The following is a 20446-nucleotide window of genomic DNA, read 5'->3' on the forward strand; positions in this document are numbered from 1 at the left end:
TACCCAAAATCTGAAATGTAAGTTAGTTGGAAGTCAAGAAACTTATTAAAATGATATATTACACCAATAGGTAAAGTATAGACATATAGATCCCCGACTTCTTTGAGAAGTCGGGGATCTGAAGGATAATTACAAGAGGTGATATGAATACTCTGAGTCTTAAACTTAAAGGTATGAGTTGCGCTGCTTGCGCTAATAATGTTGAACGGGCAATTTTAGCCGTTGCTGGAATTATTGATTGTCATGTTAATTTTGGTGCAGAACAGGTAACTATTAGTTATGAACCTCAACAAACAAATTTAGCCAAAATTCAAGCTGCGATCGCAGATGCTGGTTATTCATCCTTTCAGTTAGATGTAGAAGGTGAAGATACAGCAGCAACAGCGAGTAAATTAGCAGCAGAACAGGAACTTATTCTCAAATTAAGAACTGGGGTTGTAATTAGTATTATTCTGTTTTTTGGTTCTTTACCGATGATGACGGGATTACATTTACCTTTTGTTCCTAAAGTTCTTCATCATCCTTGGTTGCAATTAGCATTAACAACACCTGTGGAGTTTTGGTGTGGGGGATCTTTTTTCCATAATGCTTGGAAGTCTTTAAAACGCCGCACTGCGACAATGGATACTTTGATTGCTTTGGGAACGGGTACGGCTTACTTCTATTCTTTATTTGTGACGCTTTTTCCTGATTTATTTATTTCCCAAGGCTTAGAAATTCATGTTTATTATGAAGTTGCAGCGATGGTTATAACTTTGATTTTGTTAGGACGATTTTTAGAACATCGTGCTAGGGGAAAAACTTCGGAAGCTATTCACAAATTGATGGGAATGCAAGCCAAAACAGCTAGAGTCATCCGAGATGGTTTAGAAATGGATATTCCCATTGATGAAGTAATAGTTAATGATCTAATTTTAGTTCGTCCTGGTGAAAAAATTCCTGTAGATGGGAAGGTAGTTGATGGTAATTCTACTGTAGATGAGGCAATGGTGACAGGTGAAAGTGTACCTGTGAGAAAACAACCAGGCGATGAGGTAATTGGGGCAACAATTAATAAAACTGGTAGTTTTAAGTTTAAGGCAACGCGGGTGGGTAAGGATACTTTTTTAGCGCAAATTGTTAAGTTAGTCCAAGAAGCACAAGGTTCAAAAGCACCGATTCAAAGGTTAGCAGATCAAGTAACTGGGTGGTTTGTGCCATCTGTAATTGCGATCGCAATTTTTACTTTTATCATCTGGTTTAGTATTACAGGTAATTTTACCTTAGCAATGATGACAATGGTGGGAGTTTTAATTATTGCTTGTCCCTGCGCTTTGGGTTTAGCTACTCCTACTTCTGTGATGGTAGGAACTGGTAAAGGGGCAGAAAATGGGATTTTAATTAAAAGTGCTGAAAGTTTAGAATTAGCACATAAAATAAATACGATTGTTCTTGATAAAACTGGAACTTTAACTCAAGGTAAACCTACAGTTACAGATTTTGTGACTATTAAAGGTACAGCCAATGGGAATGAACTTCAGTTATTAAAATTAGCTGCTAGTGTAGAACAAAATTCTGAACATCCTTTAGGGGAAGCAGTGGTGAAATATACGATAAATCAAGCTGTGAGTTTAGCTGATGTCAAGAATTTTTTAGCTATTGTTGGTAGTGGTGTTCAAGGAATTGTATATGATAACTTAGTACAAGTTGGCACACAACGCTGGTTTACAGAATTAGGAATTGATACAGATATTTTAAAACCCCATCAAAGCGATTGGGAAGGTGAAGGAAAAACAGTAATTTGGTTAGCAGTAAATGGTAATTTAGAAGCAATTATGGCTATTGCTGATGCCCTTAAACCTTCATCATTAACAGCAGTTAAAGCCCTGCAAAAATTAGGGTTAGAAGTGGTAATGTTAACAGGTGATAATCAAAAAACTGCCCAAACAATTGCTGATCAAGTTGGTATCACTCAAGTTTTTGCCCAAGTGCGTCCAGACCAAAAAGCCGCGATGATTAAATCGTTACAGCAAAGAAAAGTAGGGAATAAATTTCAAATTGTGGCTATGGTAGGAGATGGAATTAATGATGCGCCGGCATTAGCACAAGCTGATGTGGGAATTGCCATCGGGACAGGAACAGATGTGGCGATCGCTGCTAGTGATATTACTTTAATTTCTGGAGATTTACAAGCCATAGTGACAGCCATTCAACTCAGTCGCGCCACTATCAACAATATCCGCCAAAATCTCTTCTTTGCTTTTATTTATAATATCATTGGTATTCCCATTGCTGCGGGTATTCTCTATCCCTTCTTCGGTTGGTTACTTAACCCGATTATTGCCGGTGCAGCAATGGCATTTTCTTCAGTTTCTGTAGTCAGTAATGCTTTAAGATTGCGTAACTTTCAACCAGGAGTTAGGTAATGGGTAATGGGTAATTGGTAATTAGTTATTTGACTTTTAATTCATTGCTGCTGACGGTACTGAAGATAACTGTTTTTCTGAGTTGTTCATGATAGGAATAGATTAACCGCTTCACTGCAAGTGAAACCCTAAAAATGAACACCAATATAGATAATCTCAACTCAGTTCGTAAACCTAAAATCTTCAACCAATCAGCCAGTTTTGTTGAAGGTTGGTATTGGGTGCTACCTTCTCAATCTTTACTGGTAGGTGATGTCAAAGCTGTGACAATTCTTGGGAAGGATTTAGTCGTATATCGTGGTAAAGATAGACGTGCAGTTATCCTAGATGCTTATTGTCCGCACATGGGTACAAGTTTAGCTGAAGGTAAAATTGAGGGTAATGAATTACGCTGTGTTTTACATCGGTGGAAATTTGATGCGGAAGGTATTTGTGTGGATATTCCTAATTCAGATGAACCTGTATCTCTGAAAGCCAAAACTTGGCCAGTAGCCGAACAATATGGCATGATTTGGGTTTGGACTGGGGAAGTTCCACAACAATCTTTACCTTTGGTTTTAGATTGGGAAAACCAAGACTTTGATTTTTCTCTCGGTTCGCAATTTAGTATTAATTGTCATCCTCATATCTTACTTATTCAAACTATTGATAGTCAACAAATTAATCTGGTTCATAAATTACCATTAAAAATGGTTTTGGAGAAACAAGAACTCAATCAAAATGCGATTATTTTTAGCACTATTACAAATATTAATGGCAAGTCATTCTGGCTAAATCTTTATCGGCGGTTGTTTAAAAATTCTCTTAATTATAGTGTTTGTTATTGGTATGGAACGACAAGTATTGTTTCCTTTACTAATGAGTCTACCCAGCTATATCTAATATTTACAACTCGGATATTACCAGGGGGGAAAACTGAAGGTCAAACCCTACTAATGTCTAAAAAACGGAAAGGGATGTTAGGAAAATTAATTAATAAATTGATGTTATGGGTAGGGAAAACAATTAGCGATCGCCTACTCAAAACCAATGATAGAATTTTACAAACCATGCAGTTTGATCTCAAAACTCCCCTGAAAGCAGATTTATCAATCATCCAATTTATTAACCATTTAGAACGACAAAAACCCCTAACATGGGAAAGCTGGTTATTAGTGCGATCGCGGGAACGAGAAGAAGAAGTGCGTGAAGAGAGAGAAAAACGCGAAAAATGGCGCGATGAATTAGTTAATGACTAAAAAATTGAGATTTTGACAATAAAAATGAAGTGGACTTGCCACTTCATCAATCCCCAGGTAGAACCTAGTAGTCTGTCAACCCGAAAATGACGGGTGAGGGCAGGCAGGGGGAGGTGGGGGAGGTGGGGGAGGTGGGGGAGGTGGGGGAGGTGGGGGAGGTGGGGGAGGTAGGGGAGGTAGGGGAGGTAGGGGAGGTAGGGGAGGTAGGGGAGGTGGGGGAGGGAAGAAGAGAAGTTTTTTCCATTACCCGTCAAAATAAATTTGACGAACTACTAACTACTAACTACTAACTACTAACTACCAACTACTAACTATTACCTTTTTTGTAAAAGTCTTAAAAATTACGGTTCTACCCAACGTCCATCAGTTTTAATGAGATTAATTAATTCCTCTACACCTTGTGATTCTGGGACTTTTTTAATTTCTTCCCGACCACGATATAAAGAAATATAACCGGGAGTTTTGCCAACATAACCATAGTCAGCATCAGCCATTTCTCCGGGTCCATTCACAATACAACCCATTACAGCAATATCCAAACCTGTTAAATGTTTCGTAGCCTCTCTAACTACGTGCAGCACTTCCTCCAAATTAAATAAAGTCCGTCCACAGGAAGGACAAGCGACATACTCAACCATTGTTTTCCGCAAACCTAAAGCTTGCAGAATGCTGTAACAAACAGGAATTTCCTTTTCTGGTGCTTCTGTTAAAGACACGCGGATTGTATCACCAATACCATCAGCTAATAATGTGGCAATACCGGCTGTAGATTTAATTCTGCCATATTCACCATCACCTGCCTCCGTCACCCCCAGGTGCAAAGGATAATCCATACCCAAATCATCCATGCGTTTAGCCATGAGACGATATGCAGCCACCATGACAGGCACTCGTGAAGCTTTCATGGAAATCACCACATTATGAAAATCCAAAGATTCACAAATGCGAATAAATTCTAGGGCAGATTCCACCATACCTTCGGGAGTATCACCATAAGTAAATAGCATTCTTTCCGCCAAAGAACCATGATTTACACCGATTCGCATAGCCTTACCTTGATCACGCAAGGAAACTACCAGCGGTGCTAAGGTTTCGCGGATTTTTTCGCCAATTTCGTCAAATTCAGTCTTCGTGTATTCAGTGCGATTGGTATTAGGTTTTTCAAATACATATAAACCCGGATTAATTCGCACTTTTTCAATATGTTTGGCGACTTCCAAGGCGATTTTCATGCCATTGTGATGGACATCGGCAACAATTGGCACATCTCGGTAAGTTTTGATTAATTGTTGTTTAATTTCCGCCAGTGCTTTAGCGTGTCCGAGACTAGGAACAGTGACACGAACAATTTCGCAGCCTATTTCATGAAGACGACGAATACCCGCGACAGAACCATCAATATCCAGAGTATCTTCATTAATCATAGACTGTACCACCACCGGGTATCCACCCCCAATGGTGACATCTCCCACTTTTACAGGGCGGGTTTTGCGGCGTTTGATAGTGGTATCAAAGGCTGGTTGACTAGATTCAGTGTTGGTAATTTCCAAAGTCGGCAGAGTTTGCATAATCTAAACAGGTAGATCTTCTGTAGCTAAAATATCAGATTGCCAGGGGTTATACTTCTCAGATTGCCACAATTGAGGTTATTTTAGGTGATAAAGTGGAAAAGTAGGTGGCAAGAGTCAAGAATTTCACCAACAATTGAATTTTTAATTTTGGATGATGCGTAAAACGATATGATATAAGACATCACTTCAGTCATCAAAAAATGAACGCTCTATGAAAACAGAAACCGTTCGCACGACCTTAACCATTCCTAGAGAACTCCTAGAAGCCACAGACAAGGCAGTTCTGGAGGGAAAGGCTAAGAGTCGGAATGATTTTGTCGCTCAAGCTTTACGAAGAGAATTAGCCTTACAGAAGCGGTCTGAAATTGATGCCGCATTAGCGGAAATGGCTAATGATCCAGATTATCAGGCAGAGGTATTAAAACTAGAGGTAGAATTTGCTACGGCGCAGTGGGAGGCGTTGCAGTTAGGGGAATCTCCAAGATGAGAAGGGGTGAGGTGTATGATGCACGTCTAGAAATGACTGAAGGCTCGGAGCAGGGAGGAACTCGTCCCGTGATTATTGTTAGTCGTGATGTGATTAATCTATCCAGCCCTGTAGTTTTAGCAGTACCTTGTACCACCTATCAAGATGGGAAGCGAGTTTACCCTACTCAAGTTTTGATTTTGTCCCCAGATGGTGGATTAAAGAAAGACTCGATCGCTATGGCAGATCAGGTGCGGGTATTATCTAAAACTCGCTTTTTGCGTTTAAGAGGAATTCTTTCTGATGTGGTGATGGCACATCTAGAGCAAGCGTTATTAATTGCGTTAGATTTACCAGGATGTGAATAACTTGATGATACAGGGAACAGAAAAGCCCAATAGATAATATTTAAAGCCCCACAGCAAGCCAGTTTTACTCCTGACTCCTGACTCGGTGACTCCCGCAATAATTGTTTTTAATTTTGAGATGGTTTACTTCTTCCCTGTTGTAGGAGAGGAGGTTTGAGCAAATTGGCTAATTTGATGCCAAATGTCCTGGGGAGTAATACTGAAGCCAAAGTATAATAACATAACGATAGCGGCGGAAATTATAGCTGTTTTAATGGTGGTTTTAATTAATTTCCAGAGAATGATAAAAACTATCCAAGCTACTATTAAGGTGATAATCATAAGCTAATACGCAGCTAAATTTGATTTAGTGAAGTGAGAAAATTACAGCAAATTGTCATCAAACCCGGAACAAGAACCCCACCCCCAACCCCCTCCCGTATCAAAAGCTTATCCTTTTCTTCCCCCCCGCAGCGGGGGGATTTAGGGGGGTGCGATGAGGTGGCTAAGATGTACCTCATAAGATTGGAAATCGCTGTAAGCCATCAAACTCTTGTCTGTTCCCCGTTCCCTGTTCCCCGTTCCCTTGTCTCAAGCAACAATTTAAATGTGCGACAGCTTAGAGTTTAGGGAATAGGCATTGATACTGAGTTTTTTCCCAAAAAAACACCAAAATCAGGATAATAAACTATTCTAGGGAAAAATTGCAACCTTCCTGGGCTAGATGCCTGTTTCAGGAGATTGACACTCCCCGGTCTAAAGACGCGGGGATTCTTAATCGAATAATTGTCAAGACAACTGCTCGAATAATATCCGCTTTTCAGGTATTACCTTAGATGTACGGTTCTTGCCCTGATCCTGTTTGCCATTACTGGCAGAATCATCTCTGACAAGCGTAACTTTCCGAGAGTCCCCCGGTAGGTTTTTAGTGTCTTTGCTGACAAATTTTAAATTAGCTCTTCGTAAAATTGTCCGAGAAGCCTGAGTATCAGCATGGTCAATATGACCACAATGTTCACAAATGAACTTTTCGCCATCTCTATTAGCTTTACTAATATGATGACAAGCCGAACATTCTTGAGAAGTAAATTGAGGATTAACGGATAATACTGGTTTACCAGACTTCGCACGGGTAGGCTTTCCCCCGCGCTCTAAAGAGACGCGGCTCCCAGCCTTCCCGCAATCCCCTGGTGGGAATTTGCATGGCAAGAACTTTGGGACAAAACCGATTTTGAAAATCAGGATATTGTTAAGATTACCTATGACGGAATTCTTTCAGGATTAATCAGATTTGCTGTTTACTCTACTGAAGATGGAATCCCTTACCTATTTTACGCAAAGCCCTAACTATGGGAAAAAATCAAGAAGGACTGATCATCGAAATATTGTCAGATTGCTACAAGCAGAAAGGTATTACTCAAGAAAATATTAGTAGTTGGAGTAATAAACCGCCAACCTTTCAAGACTTGAGAAATGAAATGGAAGCAAGAATACAAAGCGGTTTTCCAGACTTGATATTTTATAACTTCTTCTGAATCCTCCTGATAGCGCAGGGTGGCCTTAGTCATACCCTGAATGGGCGCAGGGACTGAGCCCCTACATCCTGATAGCGCAGGGTGGCGTTAGCCATACTTCTAGCCCTCACAGACAACTTTTTGGTGCAAACCCTACTTAAGCATTTTTATGACGAAGAGAAAACTGATCTTAAAAGTTTGAAATATTCCCAGATAAATATTCATATTACACAGCCAAGATCAATAATTGGAACCAGGTGGGTGGCCCCAATTTGCCGATCTAGCGTTATCAGTGCCGCGTTCTTGATGAAGGCACTAGAGAACTTTTCGTCCCAGACATATTGCATTTCATACCCGATTACCCAAAATCTGCTTGTGGTGGTCAAACAGATTTGTGAAGATGAGGAGCAGGGTGACAGAACTAATTACCCAACTTGGATTAGTTATAATTCGCTAATACCTGTCATTGGTGTGTCCGAGAGTGGCAAGCTCTCAGTTAACATCTATCAATCTACTGCTCATTAGAGATTTGAACTAAGTTCTAGCTGGCTCTATTGATAGATTCAGCGGGTAGGCAAATCAGATTATCTCCTTGGGTAAGGATTAAGCCACGTTGACGTAATTTACCCATTAAACGAGTGACAGTAACACGGGTTGAACCAATGGCGCTGCCAATTTGAGCATGGGTGAGGGGGAAGGGTAAGCAATAACCACGAATGACATCAGGATCGGTTTCGCTCATTGAAGGCTCTCCATATTCCTCAATCAGTAGGGTGAGGAATCCTAAGAGTCGGTCAATTGTACGACGTTGTCCTAGAGCGCTCAACCATAACAACTTGCGCTGGTGCTGATATCTAAAAGCATCCATAACTTCACGGCGGAAGTGAGGCCAGTTGTCTAGGTCATGCCAGTACATCCACAGCACTGCTGTTTGGTCAACGTGGGCGTAGGACTGGAGGGTGAATGGAGATTGAGCAACAATTTCAAAAGGTTGTCCTGCTCCCACAAAACCCAAGAAGGCTTCTTCGGGTGTTCTGTTAATGCGTCTAGATGTTAACTGACTAGCAGTAGCACTGACTTGGGCAGTTCCTACCATGCGGATAGCACCTCTTTGGACTAAATAGAGCAAACCAGGTCTAGCTGGAATGCGCTCGTCTTTGCTGAAGGTGCGGCAGCGGTAGTGTTCTTGGGCCCAGTCAAGAATACGTTGCCAGGTTAAGAAAGGACGCGAAGCTTCGGAAAAGGAAGATGGAGATTGCATAGGTAACAAAGAGCTATTGGCTGAAAACAAAGACTTGATAAGAAAAGTGCAAGGAGTGTCTTTGTGTTAACGGGGTAGGCATAACGCCTAACAGCGCCAGCCCTCCAATGGGATAGAAAGCTAAATTGCTCTCTATTTTTTCTTATACTTCCTACTGTACAACAAGGGTAGTAAAGATTACCCATTTTTTATACATTATTTATCAAATTTCATCCTACTCTCATTTTTCCCGACATCAGTAAACTTCTATCTCAAGGTAGATGGAACAGGATAAAATGATGCACACCATAATTTTTTTACAAAAGGATACGTGTCGCATAGACTACTTTTTGGGCAAAATAAAGCAATTAAACAGTTAATAAATAGGTATTTAATGTCTTCTCTCAGTATTTTTACTAATAAGGAGGAAATTACAAGCATAAAAGGGATAAAAGTTCCTCTCTACCAAGGAGGATATAATCAAAAAATTTTATATATCTCTGGTGTGGCTATGAGAATATCAAAATCTCAGAATTTACCAGTTATGGATGGTGCTGGAGCTATCGCCACGCTTGCCGAAAGTATTGCCGGACATTTATCCCAAAACAGTGATAGTTTATTTAGGGTGAAAGTAGTTCCCCCCGGTGAGATTCATATAGAACTCATGGACTCTACTTTAGCTGCTTGGTTACAAAATTTAATAGTTGCCAAAAAAACTGGAGATTTGGTGAATAATTTTTTAGATGACCAATTACCAACTTCATTAAGTTCATTAAAGGTTTTTGCCATTCAATATGCTCATTCCCGCTGCTGTTCTTTGCTGCGCTTAGGACAGAATGAAGGATTGATTGAACTTGATAGGACAGATTTTAATGGTTTTATGGCTGTCAACTCTATACCTTTGCTAAATTGTGAGCAGAAACTTCTTCTTGATCACTTGGATGAGAGGTTTCTAATTTATCAATTAGTTAAGGTGGTAGATTATTTGGTTTGTGCTGATAGTAGTTCTATTGACTGGGAAAAGGCAGGTGGGAATTTAAGTCAAGCTTTTGAGCGGTTTTGGTGTAATTGTCGGATTTGGGGGGAAGTGAAAATTCATGATCCAGAATTGGCTCAAGCTCGCTTGGGATTGCTGATAGCGACTCAGTTGGTTTTAAGGTGTGTGTTAGAGGACAAGTTGGGAATTGTTGCACCTGTGGAACTTTAAGCGGTTATCGCCAGGATGCAATGCAATCGAGGGCGCAGTCCCTGCGCCCCTACAGGTTTTGCGATTTATTGATATTCACACAAACTTTACAAAATCTTTGAGAAATTATCTTGACAAAATAAATATCTCCGCATAAAATCGCAGGTGTGTGAGGAGCGAAATTAGGAAGGACACCGAGACGAAACACGGCCAGTCGTCGGTGTCTTTTCTTATGTGTAGAGTTTTAATTAAGTAAGAATTTTTCCATTGCTACGGCTGCACCATCTAATTCTACACTAGGTGCTACCCAGTGAGCGATCGCTTGCACTTCGGCTGGTGCGTCACCCATGGCGACACTAATGCCAGCATAACTGAGCATTTCTACATCATTGAAATTATCACCAATAGTCATGACATGATGACTTTCTAAACCTAGTATTTCTTCTGCTAGATAGCGGACAGCATTGCCTTTATTAACATGAGTATTAGCTGCTTCCAAGAAAGTAGCGACAGATGTTGTTATATATAATTCTGTGGGTTGATATCTGCGGCGTAAATTAGCCAAAAGTTGTTGAATTAAGTTTGCGTCATCACATAAGGCTAAAATTTTAGTGGGTGCATGATCTAATAGTTGACGTAAATCACCGACGGGAATGGCGTTTACACCACAGCGTTGTTGATAATTTTCCGTTTCTTTGGTAATTTCTCGGACATAAAGTTGGTCGTTGATGTAAAAATGCACGGAGAGGAGCGATCGCAAATCTGGCTGTTCAAAGTATTCTAGTAGTTGTAAGGCAATTTCTCTAGACACAGATAAATGACGGTGAATTTCCTGAGTATTTGGATCTTGAATCCAAGCGCCTTGATAAGCTACTAAAGGCAGTGTAGATCCAATTTCCTGATGAAACCGCAAAGCCGAACAATACATTCTTCCTGTTGCTATAGCGACTTTAATTCCCTTTGCTTGTACAGCAGCAATCACTTCCTTGACAATATGACTGAGAGTATTGGAATGTCCAGCAATTGTCCCGTCTATATCTAACACCAACAGTTTAATATCACTCACTTCATCAGGTGCTTTGTGCATAAATTCCCCAAAATTGAACTTCTAGCAAAAAATTAACAGTAGAGACTTACTTGCGTAAACTTGATTATAAGGGAAATGATGATAAGTCTACACTCATAATTCTATGTCTCCACAAATTAAAGCATTGATCAGATCACCACTACTGGGTATTTCACTAAGCAATCTAATTAAAGTTGGTTCTAAGTGACTTTTTCGATCTAGGAAAAAGGTATTTTCATCAGAGAATTCTCTAATTGCTTCAGGATTATGAGAAGTTACTAAAATTTGTCCACTATTTTTAAATGAACGTTGTAGAGATTTGGTAAAATGACCTACTTCTGATAGAGAAAGATAATTATCAGGTTCATCCCAAAAACAGAAAATTGGTCCATAGAATTTATTAGCAGCTAATACCACAGCACAAAGAAAAAAGCATTTTTCACCATCTGATAAATCTTGAAAATCAACATTCAAAGTCGCATTATTTTTTTCAAATCTAATAATTAGGGTTTTCAAGTCTTTACCAATAATTTCAGTGACAAAATCTTGAAAATCCGGCATAATATTTCGGAGATATTTGTCAATTTCTCTATAGGCAGCAGGATAACGACCAAGTATCCCAGAAAGCCATTCTCCAATATTTGAACCATCTCGCTTTGGTTCTAAAGTTTCCCCTGGGGAATTTCCTGTCATTGAACTGGGAATTGGTGCTAAAATAATCATCTCAGAAAGCCAATTCTTGAAAACATGAAGACTATCATTACCAATTATTGGCATTGCCACTAAATGCCAATCTACTAAAAACTGAGCTTCCTTATTTTGTGCGTTATCGTTATTATGAATAGTTACTTGGGCGGCTTTTCGAGAATAAATTAAATTTCCTGCAACTAGAAGTTGTTCTTCAAAAACTCGCAGTTCTTTAAATTTTTCTGGCAACTCCAATGCTAAGACATATTTATATAATTTATTTTTAAGTAATACTTCTATTTCTAATCGAATAGGAACGTCAGACTTGCCATGAGCGAAATCTTTGGGGCCAATAAGGCGAGGCTCTTTCTCAAGATCCCGCAATCTATTTGTACCTCTAGCAATAGATTGAAGTACCTCCAATGCCTTAGCAATAGTTGATTTACCTACACCATTTTTGCCAATCAAAAGAGCAGATGGCATCTCTTTCATGGTCAGTTCAAAGTTTTCTAAACATCTGAAGTTATTTACGTATAGTCTTTGTAGCATAATAAAATTATTCCTAGAACTGGAAACAGAAAAGCAACCCAAGTGTTGCTGTATTTTATCAACACCTGATTAATGGTAAGGAAGTTATCACAAAATTTAACAGTATAAGTAAAAATTATGTAAAGATGGTAATACTTTTAATATTCATAAATTATGATAATTCACCTTTAGATTTTCTTAAGAATTAATTGAGAATAATTTTTATTTAGCAACGAGCTTGCAATACTTTCAGCAATTTGGTAGGATTATCAAGAATTTCATAATTGGGTTTTTATTGTCAATTTTTTATAAGTCTGAAGAGGTTATCTTCAAAAGCCCTTATTTATGGTTATTTGAGAAATAAATCCTGAAAAATAATACAAAACTTTACTAATTAATAGCAAGTTCCGAGACGAATTTTTAGACAGGAATTATCTCAGAAATTATATAGAACAAATATACTATTGACAAATAGGACGTTTCATGTATTAAAGGATAGTTTTCGGTTGTATATAAAACCGTTAATTGACACTCTCGTACACAATGTCATTGCGTTAGCGCAGCGTGGCGTTAGCCATATGGAACGAAGTGAAATGAAGCAATTGCAAGGGTTGTGATTGCTTCCCTTCGCTCGCAATGACTGTAAATATTTTTGTCCAATTACTTAGAGACTTCCAAGAAATAAATTATCCTAAGAAACGAACCACAGAGGCACAGAGTACACAGAGAGAGAATTTCTGCATCAGTTTTGGGACATTTTTTTATTTGGAAGTCTCTTATTAGTTCGTCAAATTTATTTTGACGGGTAATGATCGGAAAAAACGGCGTTGCTGATTAAGGGTATGAATTTTAGTCTCACGCAAAGGCGCAATCACGCTTCGTGATCTCGAAGAGTAGACGCACTGAGGTTTGATTTTTAAAGGTTCAATTTGGAAATTTCATACCTCGATTCAGCAACGCCAAAAAACTTCTGTTCTTCCCTCCTCCCCCTGCTTGCCTTCACCCGTCATTTTCGGGTTGATAGACTACTATGTTGCATATTAAATCTGGAGAAAAAAAATTAGAATGTAATAAGTTTCTAATTTGGTTAAGCAGTTGACTTTTAATTCTTCCGTGATCAACAAACCCATATTCATCCTTGTAGATGGACATTCTCTAGCTTTTCGTTCCTACTTTGCTTTTGCTAAAGGTAGAGACGGAGGACTTCGCACAAAAGCTGGTATCCCCACCAGTGTTTGTTTCGGTTTTATTAAATGTTTGCTAGAGGTAATAGCCACACAACAGCCGCAAGCTATAGCTGTAGCTTTTGATTTGGCTTTACCTACTTTCCGTCATGAAGCTGATGATACTTACAAGGCTGGACGTGCGGAAACTCCAGAAGACTTTATTCCCGACTTAGAAAACCTCTATGAGTTATTACAAAGCTTGAATTTACCCATACTCACTGCACCTGGTTATGAAGCAGATGATGTACTAGGAACATTGGCACAAAAAGCTGCCACCTCTGGATATCGAGTTAAAATACTTTCCGGGGATAGGGATTTATTTCAACTAATTGATGCTGATAAAGAAATTACTGTTTTAAACTTCACTCCGGAAGCATTAAAACGTTCTACAAATAGTATTGCTGAATTTAGAGCCGAAGAAGTTAAAGAGAAATTAGGAGTATTACCTACACAAATTGTTGATTTTAAAGCCTTATGTGGTGACAAATCAGATAATATTCCCGGAGTTAAAGGAATTGGGGAAAAAACAGCAGTTCAATTATTAAATACTTATAATTCTTTGGAAGAAATTTATGCAGCTATAGATGATATTAAAGGTGCAACTCAGAAAAAACTAATTACTGGTAAAGAAGACGCAGAAAAATCTCGTTATTTAGCTAAGATAGTTTGTGATGTTCCTCTAGAAGTTGATTTAGAAGATTGTCAATTAACAGGTTTTGATAATAACTTGCTGATTCCGATTTTAGAGAAATTAGAGTTTAAAAGATTTTTAGAGACAATTAATGAAATACAACAAAAATTTGGCGGAGAAGTTGTAGAAAATAAGGTAGCGGAAATCACAGCAGAAACAGATGATGATTTATGGTTTTTTAGTGCAGACGATACAGCACAAGAAATAAAACAAAATGCTTCACCAATTCAACCGCGTATTATTAATACAGAAGCTAAATTAACAGAATTGGTAAAACTTTTAAGAAAATTCACAAATCCAGAAAACCCCGTTGCTTGGGATACAGAAACTACTGCTTTAGAACCACGAGATGCGGATTTGGTGGGAATTGGTTGCTGTTGGGGAACGGAATCAGATGAACTCGCTTATATTCCCATTGGTCATAAAATCGGCGATAATTTAAGTCGAGATTTAGTATTAGAAGCACTGCGTCCGATTTTGGAAAGTGCTGATTATCCCAAGGCTTTACAAAATGCTAAATTTGATCGCTTAATTCTGCGGTGTCAAGGAATTAATTTAGCTGGAGTGGTTTTTGATACGATGTTAGCCAGTTATTTGATTAATCCCGATAGTAGTCATAATTTAAGTGATTTATCTTTGCGATATTTGGGATTGAGTGCGAAAAGCTATGGAGATTTAGTTCCTAAAGGAAAGACTATTGCTGATATTAGTATTGCTGCGGTTGCTGATTATTGCGGAATGGATGTTTATTCTACATTTGCATTAGTCTCAAAATTACGGGAAAAGTTAGTAGAAACTCCAACTTTATATAAACTATTAAATGAAGTTGAACAACCATTAGAGGAAGTTTTAGCGGAAGTTGAGTATACAGGAGTTCGGATTAATTCAGATTATCTGCAAGAACTTTCACAGCAATTAGAAATAGAATTAGCCAAGTTAGAAATAATAGCTACTGAAATTGCTGGAGAAAAATTTAACTTAGGTTCTCCTAAACAATTGAGTCATATTCTTTTCGATAAATTAGGCTTGAGTACCAAATATTCTCGCAAAATTCAAACTGGTTATTCTACAGACGCAGCAACTTTAGAAAAACTCCAAGAAGTTGATAATACTGGATTTGTGGAAGCCATTATTGAAAATCGGACTTTGTCAAAATTAAAATCTACCTATGTAGATGCTTTACCAGCTTTGGTACATCCCAAAAGTCAAAGATTACATACTGATTTTAACCAAACTGCAACTTCTACAGGTAGGTTATCTTCTTCTCATCCCAATTTACAAAATATCCCGATTCGCACTGCTTTTAGCCGCCAAATTAGAAAAGCTTTTTTACCGGAATCAGGTTGGTTAATGGTAGCTGCTGATTACTCACAAATTGAGTTAAGGATTTTGGCGCATTTGAGTCAAGAACCTGTGTTAATTCAAGCTTATCAGCAAAATGAAGATATTCATACTGTGACGGCAAAATTAGTCTTTGAGAAAGAAGATATTTCTTCAGATGAACGGCGTTTTGCAAAGACGATTAATTTCGGAGTAATTTATGGGATGGGAGCGCAAAAATTCGCTAGAGAAACGGGGATAAATCCGATAGATGCGAAGTTATTTATTGAGCGATTTAATGAAAGATATGCCAATGTTTTTGCATATTTGGAGAAGGTGAAAAAGGAAGCGATCGCCTATGGTTATGTGGAAACTATTTTGGGTAGACGACGTTATTTTGAGTTTACTAGTAATAGTTTACGGCAGTTAAAAGGTAGTAAGTTGGAAGATATTAATTTACAGAAATTAAAGAATTTAGGTCAATATGATGCTGGGTTACTCCGTTCTGCTGCTAATGCACCAATTCAAGGTTCTAGTGCAGATATTATCAAAATAGCAATGGTGCAATTGCATGAAGTTCTGAAGAAATATCAGGCGCGGTTGTTGTTGCAAGTTCATGATGAATTAGTGTTTGAAGTTCCTCCCCAAGAATGGGAAGAATTACAACCACAAATTAAGTCGGTGATGGAAAATGCTGTTTCTTTATCTGTGCCTTTAGTTGTTGATATTCATGCAGGGGATAATTGGATGGAAACTAAGTAAGTAGGTTAGAATTGCGGATCATAAGCATTACGAGGGGAAAAGGGTCTGAATCACGGATTAGACGGATTGCGCTGATTTCACAGATTTTAGTAACTTTTATCATAGCAAACAACCTAATCCGCCCAATCTTTTAATCTCTATAATCTCCCATAGCGTCTCCCACAAAGGAGGAATAAGGGAACACCAAAAAATAAATTACCCAAACTCTTTCCCCCTGCCTTCCCCCAACGACAATTTTTAACGCTCACCTACTTACACCGTAGCAAAGCATCCGAGGGTTGGGGGAATCTCGATTAATTCTGATACTTTTCAAACATCCTCTAATCTCTAAGTAGGTTAGCATACCTTAAACTTATATCGAACCCCTGGTTACATTTTTTGTAACGGCAAAAATTATGTGTTGGGTTTCCTTCCAACTATAATTATTTTATGATAGTTCTTCCTCATCAATTTTATGATAACAAATTTAAAATCAATTGTCAACCCCCGCATCTTCTTTTTTGCGCGACTCAATTAAGAGATTGAGTGATATTTTTGTAAATATCGAGAGGTTGAGATCCCCGACTTCATGAAATTGGGATTAAAAATTTAAAATATCTAAAGATGCTTCTATTTCTAATTCTATTATTCTAGCTTTTATATCTTGATATTCTGCTAATTTTCCTTCTTGCCAATATAAATCTGCGGCTTTATGAAAATCTGCTACTGCTCCTTGTTTGTCTGCAATTTCTAATAGGGCGTTTCCTCGGTTATAATAAGCATTGATATAGTGAGAGTTCATTTTCACTACTTGAGTATAATCGGTGATTGCTGCTGCATATTTTCCTAAATCGAAATGAGCATTACCCCGACAATAATAAGCATCAATATCATCAGGATTAATTTGAATGGCTTGGGTATAGTCAGCAATTGCTCCTTCATAATCTCCTAATTCAAACCGATCATATCCACGATTTTTATACCCAATAGCATCATCAAAATCAATATTAATTACTGGCTGTGATTTCTGTTGATCATCTAATAGGTAACGAGATATTTGTCTATCTTTCTGTGTGGTAATATAATCAGGATTCAGCTTAATTGCTTGATTATAATCTTCAATTGCTCCTTGAGTATCACCAATATGAGAGCGAACATCAGCACGATTTTTATAATTAATCGCAATATGGGGATTAATTATAATCGCTTGGGTATAAGCTTCTATAGCTATTTGATAATTCCCTATTTGATAATGCGTCAAACCTATTTGATGATATGCTTGCAGATGATTAATATTAATATTTATTGCCTGACTATAGTTAGTAATTGCTGTGTGATACTCGCCTAATTGATAATTAACTAAGCCTAGTTTATAATAAATGTCAGCATCACTATTATTAAACAGTAAGGCTTGATTATAACTATTAATTGCTGCTGCATACTCGCCTTTTTGGAAATATTCATCACCAAGATCTAAATAAAAAATAGTTAAATCAACAGGTGTAGATTGGGGTTTAATTATTTGACTTTGAGATAAATTAGATGGATAAGAATTTGCTGAAATTGGAAATTGTTCTAAATAGGAAAATAGACCACCACCATACAATAATTGATTAATCCCAAAGGAAATTTTCCCAGTTTTCAATTTAATCATTTGCGTGGGTAGAAATCCAGCTAAAAAAAGATGATATGCAGATTGTGCTTCATTGACTTCTTCTTGAATCAAAATACAGACAATTACTGCATTTTTTTCCACTTCTTCGGCACTAACTGACCATCTCACTCTATCAATACTACCGTGACGAGATTTGACTTCAACGCCAATGGTAGAATTAGCAGTGAGTGTAAAATCACTTTTACCATCACCACCAAAGCGTTTTTCATAATCTACTTCCGTAATAAAATTAGCTAATCTTTCCTTAACAACTTCCTCGCCTAATTTACCTTTAAGATTATTAATAAAAACATCACGGACTGGAGAAGTGCGTTTATATTTTTCCGCCATTAACCAGCAAAATTCCCGTAATGCCTTTAATCTCTCACCAGAAATAATAGTTAATTCACTATGTTGACCTTCTATTTGACAATGAAGTAGACAACCAGATATTAACCTTTTCAGGAAGTCAGATTGTAGCGATCGCAGGAGAGTAATCCAATCCATGTACAATATTTCTGTGGTCTTTTTATGCAAGGGTTTAACACTGCCAAACCCTTACAAATCTATATAAATCCGGTTCAAACATATCTAGTAGTTCATCAAACTTATTTTGACGGGTAATGATCGGAAAAAACCTCTGTTCTTCCCTCCCCAACCCCCCAACCCCCCCAACCTCCCCAACCCCCCCAACCCCTGCTTGCCCTCACCCGTCATTTTCGGGTTGACAGACTACTAGGGTGTGTAAAGCATAGAACGACAGGGTAACGCACCAAATCTTTGATCATGGTGCTAAGGATTTTTTCTTTGTTCCTTGATTTGGCGTAGGGTTTGAATAAGTTTTTTACTAGATTCAGTAGAGACAGCGGGAGCATTACTATTGGGTGTTGCTGACGTGATAGAACCAAGATCATTTACTGGTGGAGTCTCAGGGGGTAATTTTTGAGAGTTGGGAGTTACTGAAGGTTTGATTTGAGGTTCAAATACCTTTTCTGTATTTGAAGTTGCGGGAGGTTGAATCTTAGAACTTACGCCTGTAGCATTGGGATTATTTTGGAACTTCAGTTGGAAAGGATAAGAACTAATTAACTGCTTATCAGCTTGAGGTGGATTGGCGATGAAAAATTCTCTAACCTTAGATTGTAGCTGCGGCGATTCTGCTCCTGCTTGGAACTTAATATCTAAGACCTTACCATCTGCATCTACAACTAATCTACCCACAACTGTTCCTTCCATCTCAGGTGTATCTGTAGAGATGGTTTCACGAATTACCCCTTTCTCTTTTACATTGGGGTATTCTTGGCGAATATTTTGTCTAAGAGTATTGTAAGAATTCAGTTTAGCCAGTAATTGTTCCGTTCGCTTACCTTTTGATGCAGATTCATTTGTGATGATTGCTGGTGATTTTCCCTGAGAATTATCTGTTAAAGCCAATTTTTCCCCATACTGAGGGACTTTAATGGCATTATTTCCTGATTCCACTGTTTGTGGTGCTGAAATACCCGCTGCTGTTGTACTGCCAATATCAATGGCTTCAGCAGATGGATTATTTAGTGGTTCTCCTGGTATTTCATTACTTTGTCGCAGTTCTGGCAACTTATTAATACCTAGAGGTGCAGTTTCTCGTATTTGCTGATCTAAATTATTGACAAAAGGAGAGGTCGAAGCAGTTGGGGGGTTATATGTACTTCTGGCTGGCAATCTAGACATTGCTATTTGTAAATCATTGCGAGTCAATCTTTCAATAGATTGCCTACTGGGTAGATAAGACAGGTTCAAGTTGGTTGGCGAACTCGGAATAGCTGGTAATACCGACTGACTAGATAATTCCGGTTGTAAAGCGGGATAGCTAGTTAATGGACTACTCAAATTAATACCTGGTAGTTGTTGCTGTAGGGGTAATTGGGGTTGCTGTAAAGCTACCTGGGATGTGCTAGGAGGTTGTGGTAATCGGCTTTGATCAGCCGCGCTCAATTCTATTAATCCGACTGCTTTGGGTGAGTCAGTTTTAGAAGAGTGATTAGAGTTAACTGGCATTAATGGCACAATCAAGGCAATAGCACCGTGGATACCAAGGGAGGCTATGGCGGCTATTCCCGTTGGTTGTCCGAATATTTCTGGTATGTTTTTTAGGAGAGATACGTAAGACATACTGTTATGGTTGATTCTGATCAGTGAAAGTTGAATAGAAATTTTATCAACAAAGAATTCAGGGGTTATCCCAATCGTGAAGTTAATATCCCACAGTATCATCTACTGAGAGACGGGGGAATAATGATACTCAAGGTAAAATTGATTAACTCCTGAAATCGGTGTCTTCTGAACTATTTTTTATTTTTTAGACTATTTTGCCATTGCCAAGACGCATCTTATTCCCATACATAATAACTTCTCCAGGGGATAAGTTCAACAGGGGAATTAATAATATCTTCAGTTTTTATGTTTGGGAACTGGGAACAGGGAAATTAATTGTGTAATATCAAGTCTGGAAAATTGAGTCTTCCCTGTTCCCTGAATCGAGGAATGAATTTAATTTTATCCAACTACTTATAGAATAATAAGTCAA

At 38.2% G+C, this 20446-nt stretch carries 15 protein-coding genes; 6 read left to right on the forward strand and 9 right to left on the reverse strand.

Translation table 11 applies throughout. The annotated features are described in order from the left end of the window. Window positions 1–143: 143 nt before the first annotated feature. Together NG743_RS00195 and NG743_RS00200 are read left to right on the forward strand one after the other, a co-directional pair. The gene (locus NG743_RS00195) at window positions 144–2405 is read left to right on the forward strand and encodes a heavy metal translocating P-type ATPase (protein WP_257121239.1); all 2262 of its coding nucleotides are present in this window, start codon (window positions 144–146) and stop codon (window positions 2403–2405) included. A gap of 134 nt (window positions 2406–2539) precedes the next feature. Continuing rightward, window positions 2540–3643 carry an aromatic ring-hydroxylating dioxygenase subunit alpha gene (locus NG743_RS00200; RefSeq protein ID WP_027401059.1) on the forward strand — a complete coding sequence of 368 codons (1104 nt, stop codon included), beginning with the start codon at window positions 2540–2542 and terminating at the stop codon, window positions 3641–3643. A gap of 341 nt (window positions 3644–3984) precedes the next feature. On the opposite strand, the gene ispG is transcribed toward NG743_RS00200, so the two are convergent. After that, window positions 3985–5211, reverse strand: coding sequence for a (E)-4-hydroxy-3-methylbut-2-enyl-diphosphate synthase (gene ispG / locus NG743_RS00205; protein ID WP_027401058.1), 1227 nt, complete (start codon window positions 5209–5211; stop codon window positions 3985–3987). Between the two features lie 214 nt (window positions 5212–5425). Here ispG and NG743_RS00210 point away from each other — a divergent pair, with 214 nt between their 5' ends. Together NG743_RS00210 and NG743_RS00215 are read left to right on the forward strand one after the other, a co-directional pair. Beyond that, on the forward strand, window positions 5426–5701 hold the full coding sequence (locus NG743_RS00210; protein ID WP_027401057.1) for a ribbon-helix-helix domain-containing protein: 276 nt from the start codon (window positions 5426–5428) through the stop codon (window positions 5699–5701). Further along, window positions 5698–6048 (forward strand): type II toxin-antitoxin system PemK/MazF family toxin, encoded by a 351-nt coding sequence (locus NG743_RS00215; protein WP_027401056.1) that lies wholly within the window; start codon window positions 5698–5700, stop codon window positions 6046–6048. Before NG743_RS00210 ends, NG743_RS00215 begins: the two co-directional genes overlap by 4 nt. 123 nt (window positions 6049–6171) lie before the next feature. Here the strand turns inward: NG743_RS00215 and NG743_RS00220 are convergent, their stop codons facing one another. From NG743_RS00220 to NG743_RS00235, 4 genes are all read right to left on the reverse strand, one after another. Beyond that, complete coding sequence (locus tag NG743_RS00220) at window positions 6172–6369, reverse strand: hypothetical protein (RefSeq protein ID WP_027401055.1); 198 nt, start codon at window positions 6367–6369, stop codon at window positions 6172–6174. Window positions 6370–6816: 447 nt separating this feature from the next. Continuing rightward, entirely contained in the window at window positions 6817–7236 is a 420-nt protein-coding gene (locus NG743_RS00225; RefSeq protein ID WP_027401054.1) for a zinc ribbon domain-containing protein, read from the reverse strand. Between the two features lie 179 nt (window positions 7237–7415). Beyond that, window positions 7416–7595: a hypothetical protein gene (locus tag NG743_RS00230; protein WP_035081276.1), complete on the reverse strand. Its 180-nt coding sequence runs from the start codon at window positions 7593–7595 to the stop codon at window positions 7416–7418. Between the two features lie 487 nt (window positions 7596–8082). Continuing rightward, window positions 8083–8802, reverse strand: a complete 720-nt coding sequence (locus tag NG743_RS00235) for a Crp/Fnr family transcriptional regulator (RefSeq protein WP_027401051.1) — start codon at window positions 8800–8802, stop codon at window positions 8083–8085. 373 nt (window positions 8803–9175) lie between these two features. On the opposite strand from NG743_RS00235, the gene NG743_RS00240 reads away from it, so the two are divergent. Beyond that, complete coding sequence (locus NG743_RS00240; RefSeq protein WP_257121240.1) at window positions 9176–9988, forward strand: DALR anticodon-binding domain-containing protein; 813 nt, start codon at window positions 9176–9178, stop codon at window positions 9986–9988. A gap of 223 nt (window positions 9989–10211) precedes the next feature. Here the strand turns inward: NG743_RS00240 and NG743_RS00245 are convergent, their stop codons facing one another. Together NG743_RS00245 and NG743_RS00250 are read right to left on the reverse strand one after the other, a co-directional pair. Beyond that, window positions 10212–11054: a Cof-type HAD-IIB family hydrolase gene (locus NG743_RS00245; protein WP_027401049.1), complete on the reverse strand. Its 843-nt coding sequence runs from the start codon at window positions 11052–11054 to the stop codon at window positions 10212–10214. A 93-nt stretch (window positions 11055–11147) separates the two neighbouring features. Beyond that, window positions 11148–12269 carry an AAA family ATPase gene (locus NG743_RS00250; RefSeq protein WP_027401048.1) on the reverse strand — a complete coding sequence of 374 codons (1122 nt, stop codon included), beginning with the start codon at window positions 12267–12269 and terminating at the stop codon, window positions 11148–11150. A gap of 1074 nt (window positions 12270–13343) precedes the next feature. Here NG743_RS00250 and polA point away from each other — a divergent pair. Next, a complete protein-coding gene (gene polA / locus NG743_RS00255; protein WP_257121241.1) occupies window positions 13344–16247 on the forward strand; it encodes a DNA polymerase I in 2904 nt (967 codons plus the stop codon). Window positions 16248–16827: 580 nt separating this feature from the next. On the opposite strand, the gene NG743_RS00260 is transcribed toward polA, so the two are convergent. Together NG743_RS00260 and NG743_RS00265 are read right to left on the reverse strand one after the other, a co-directional pair. Further along, the gene (locus NG743_RS00260; protein ID WP_027401046.1) at window positions 16828–18387 is read right to left on the reverse strand and encodes a tetratricopeptide repeat protein; all 1560 of its coding nucleotides are present in this window, start codon (window positions 18385–18387) and stop codon (window positions 16828–16830) included. A 285-nt stretch (window positions 18388–18672) separates the two neighbouring features. Then, on the reverse strand, window positions 18673–20031 hold the full coding sequence (locus NG743_RS00265; protein ID WP_193964513.1) for a hypothetical protein: 1359 nt from the start codon (window positions 20029–20031) through the stop codon (window positions 18673–18675). Window positions 20032–20446 lie beyond the last annotated feature (415 nt).

The sequence above is a fragment of the Dolichospermum heterosporum TAC447 genome (assembly GCF_024584745.1).
GTDB lineage: Bacteria > Cyanobacteriota > Cyanobacteriia > Cyanobacteriales > Nostocaceae > Dolichospermum > Dolichospermum heterosporum.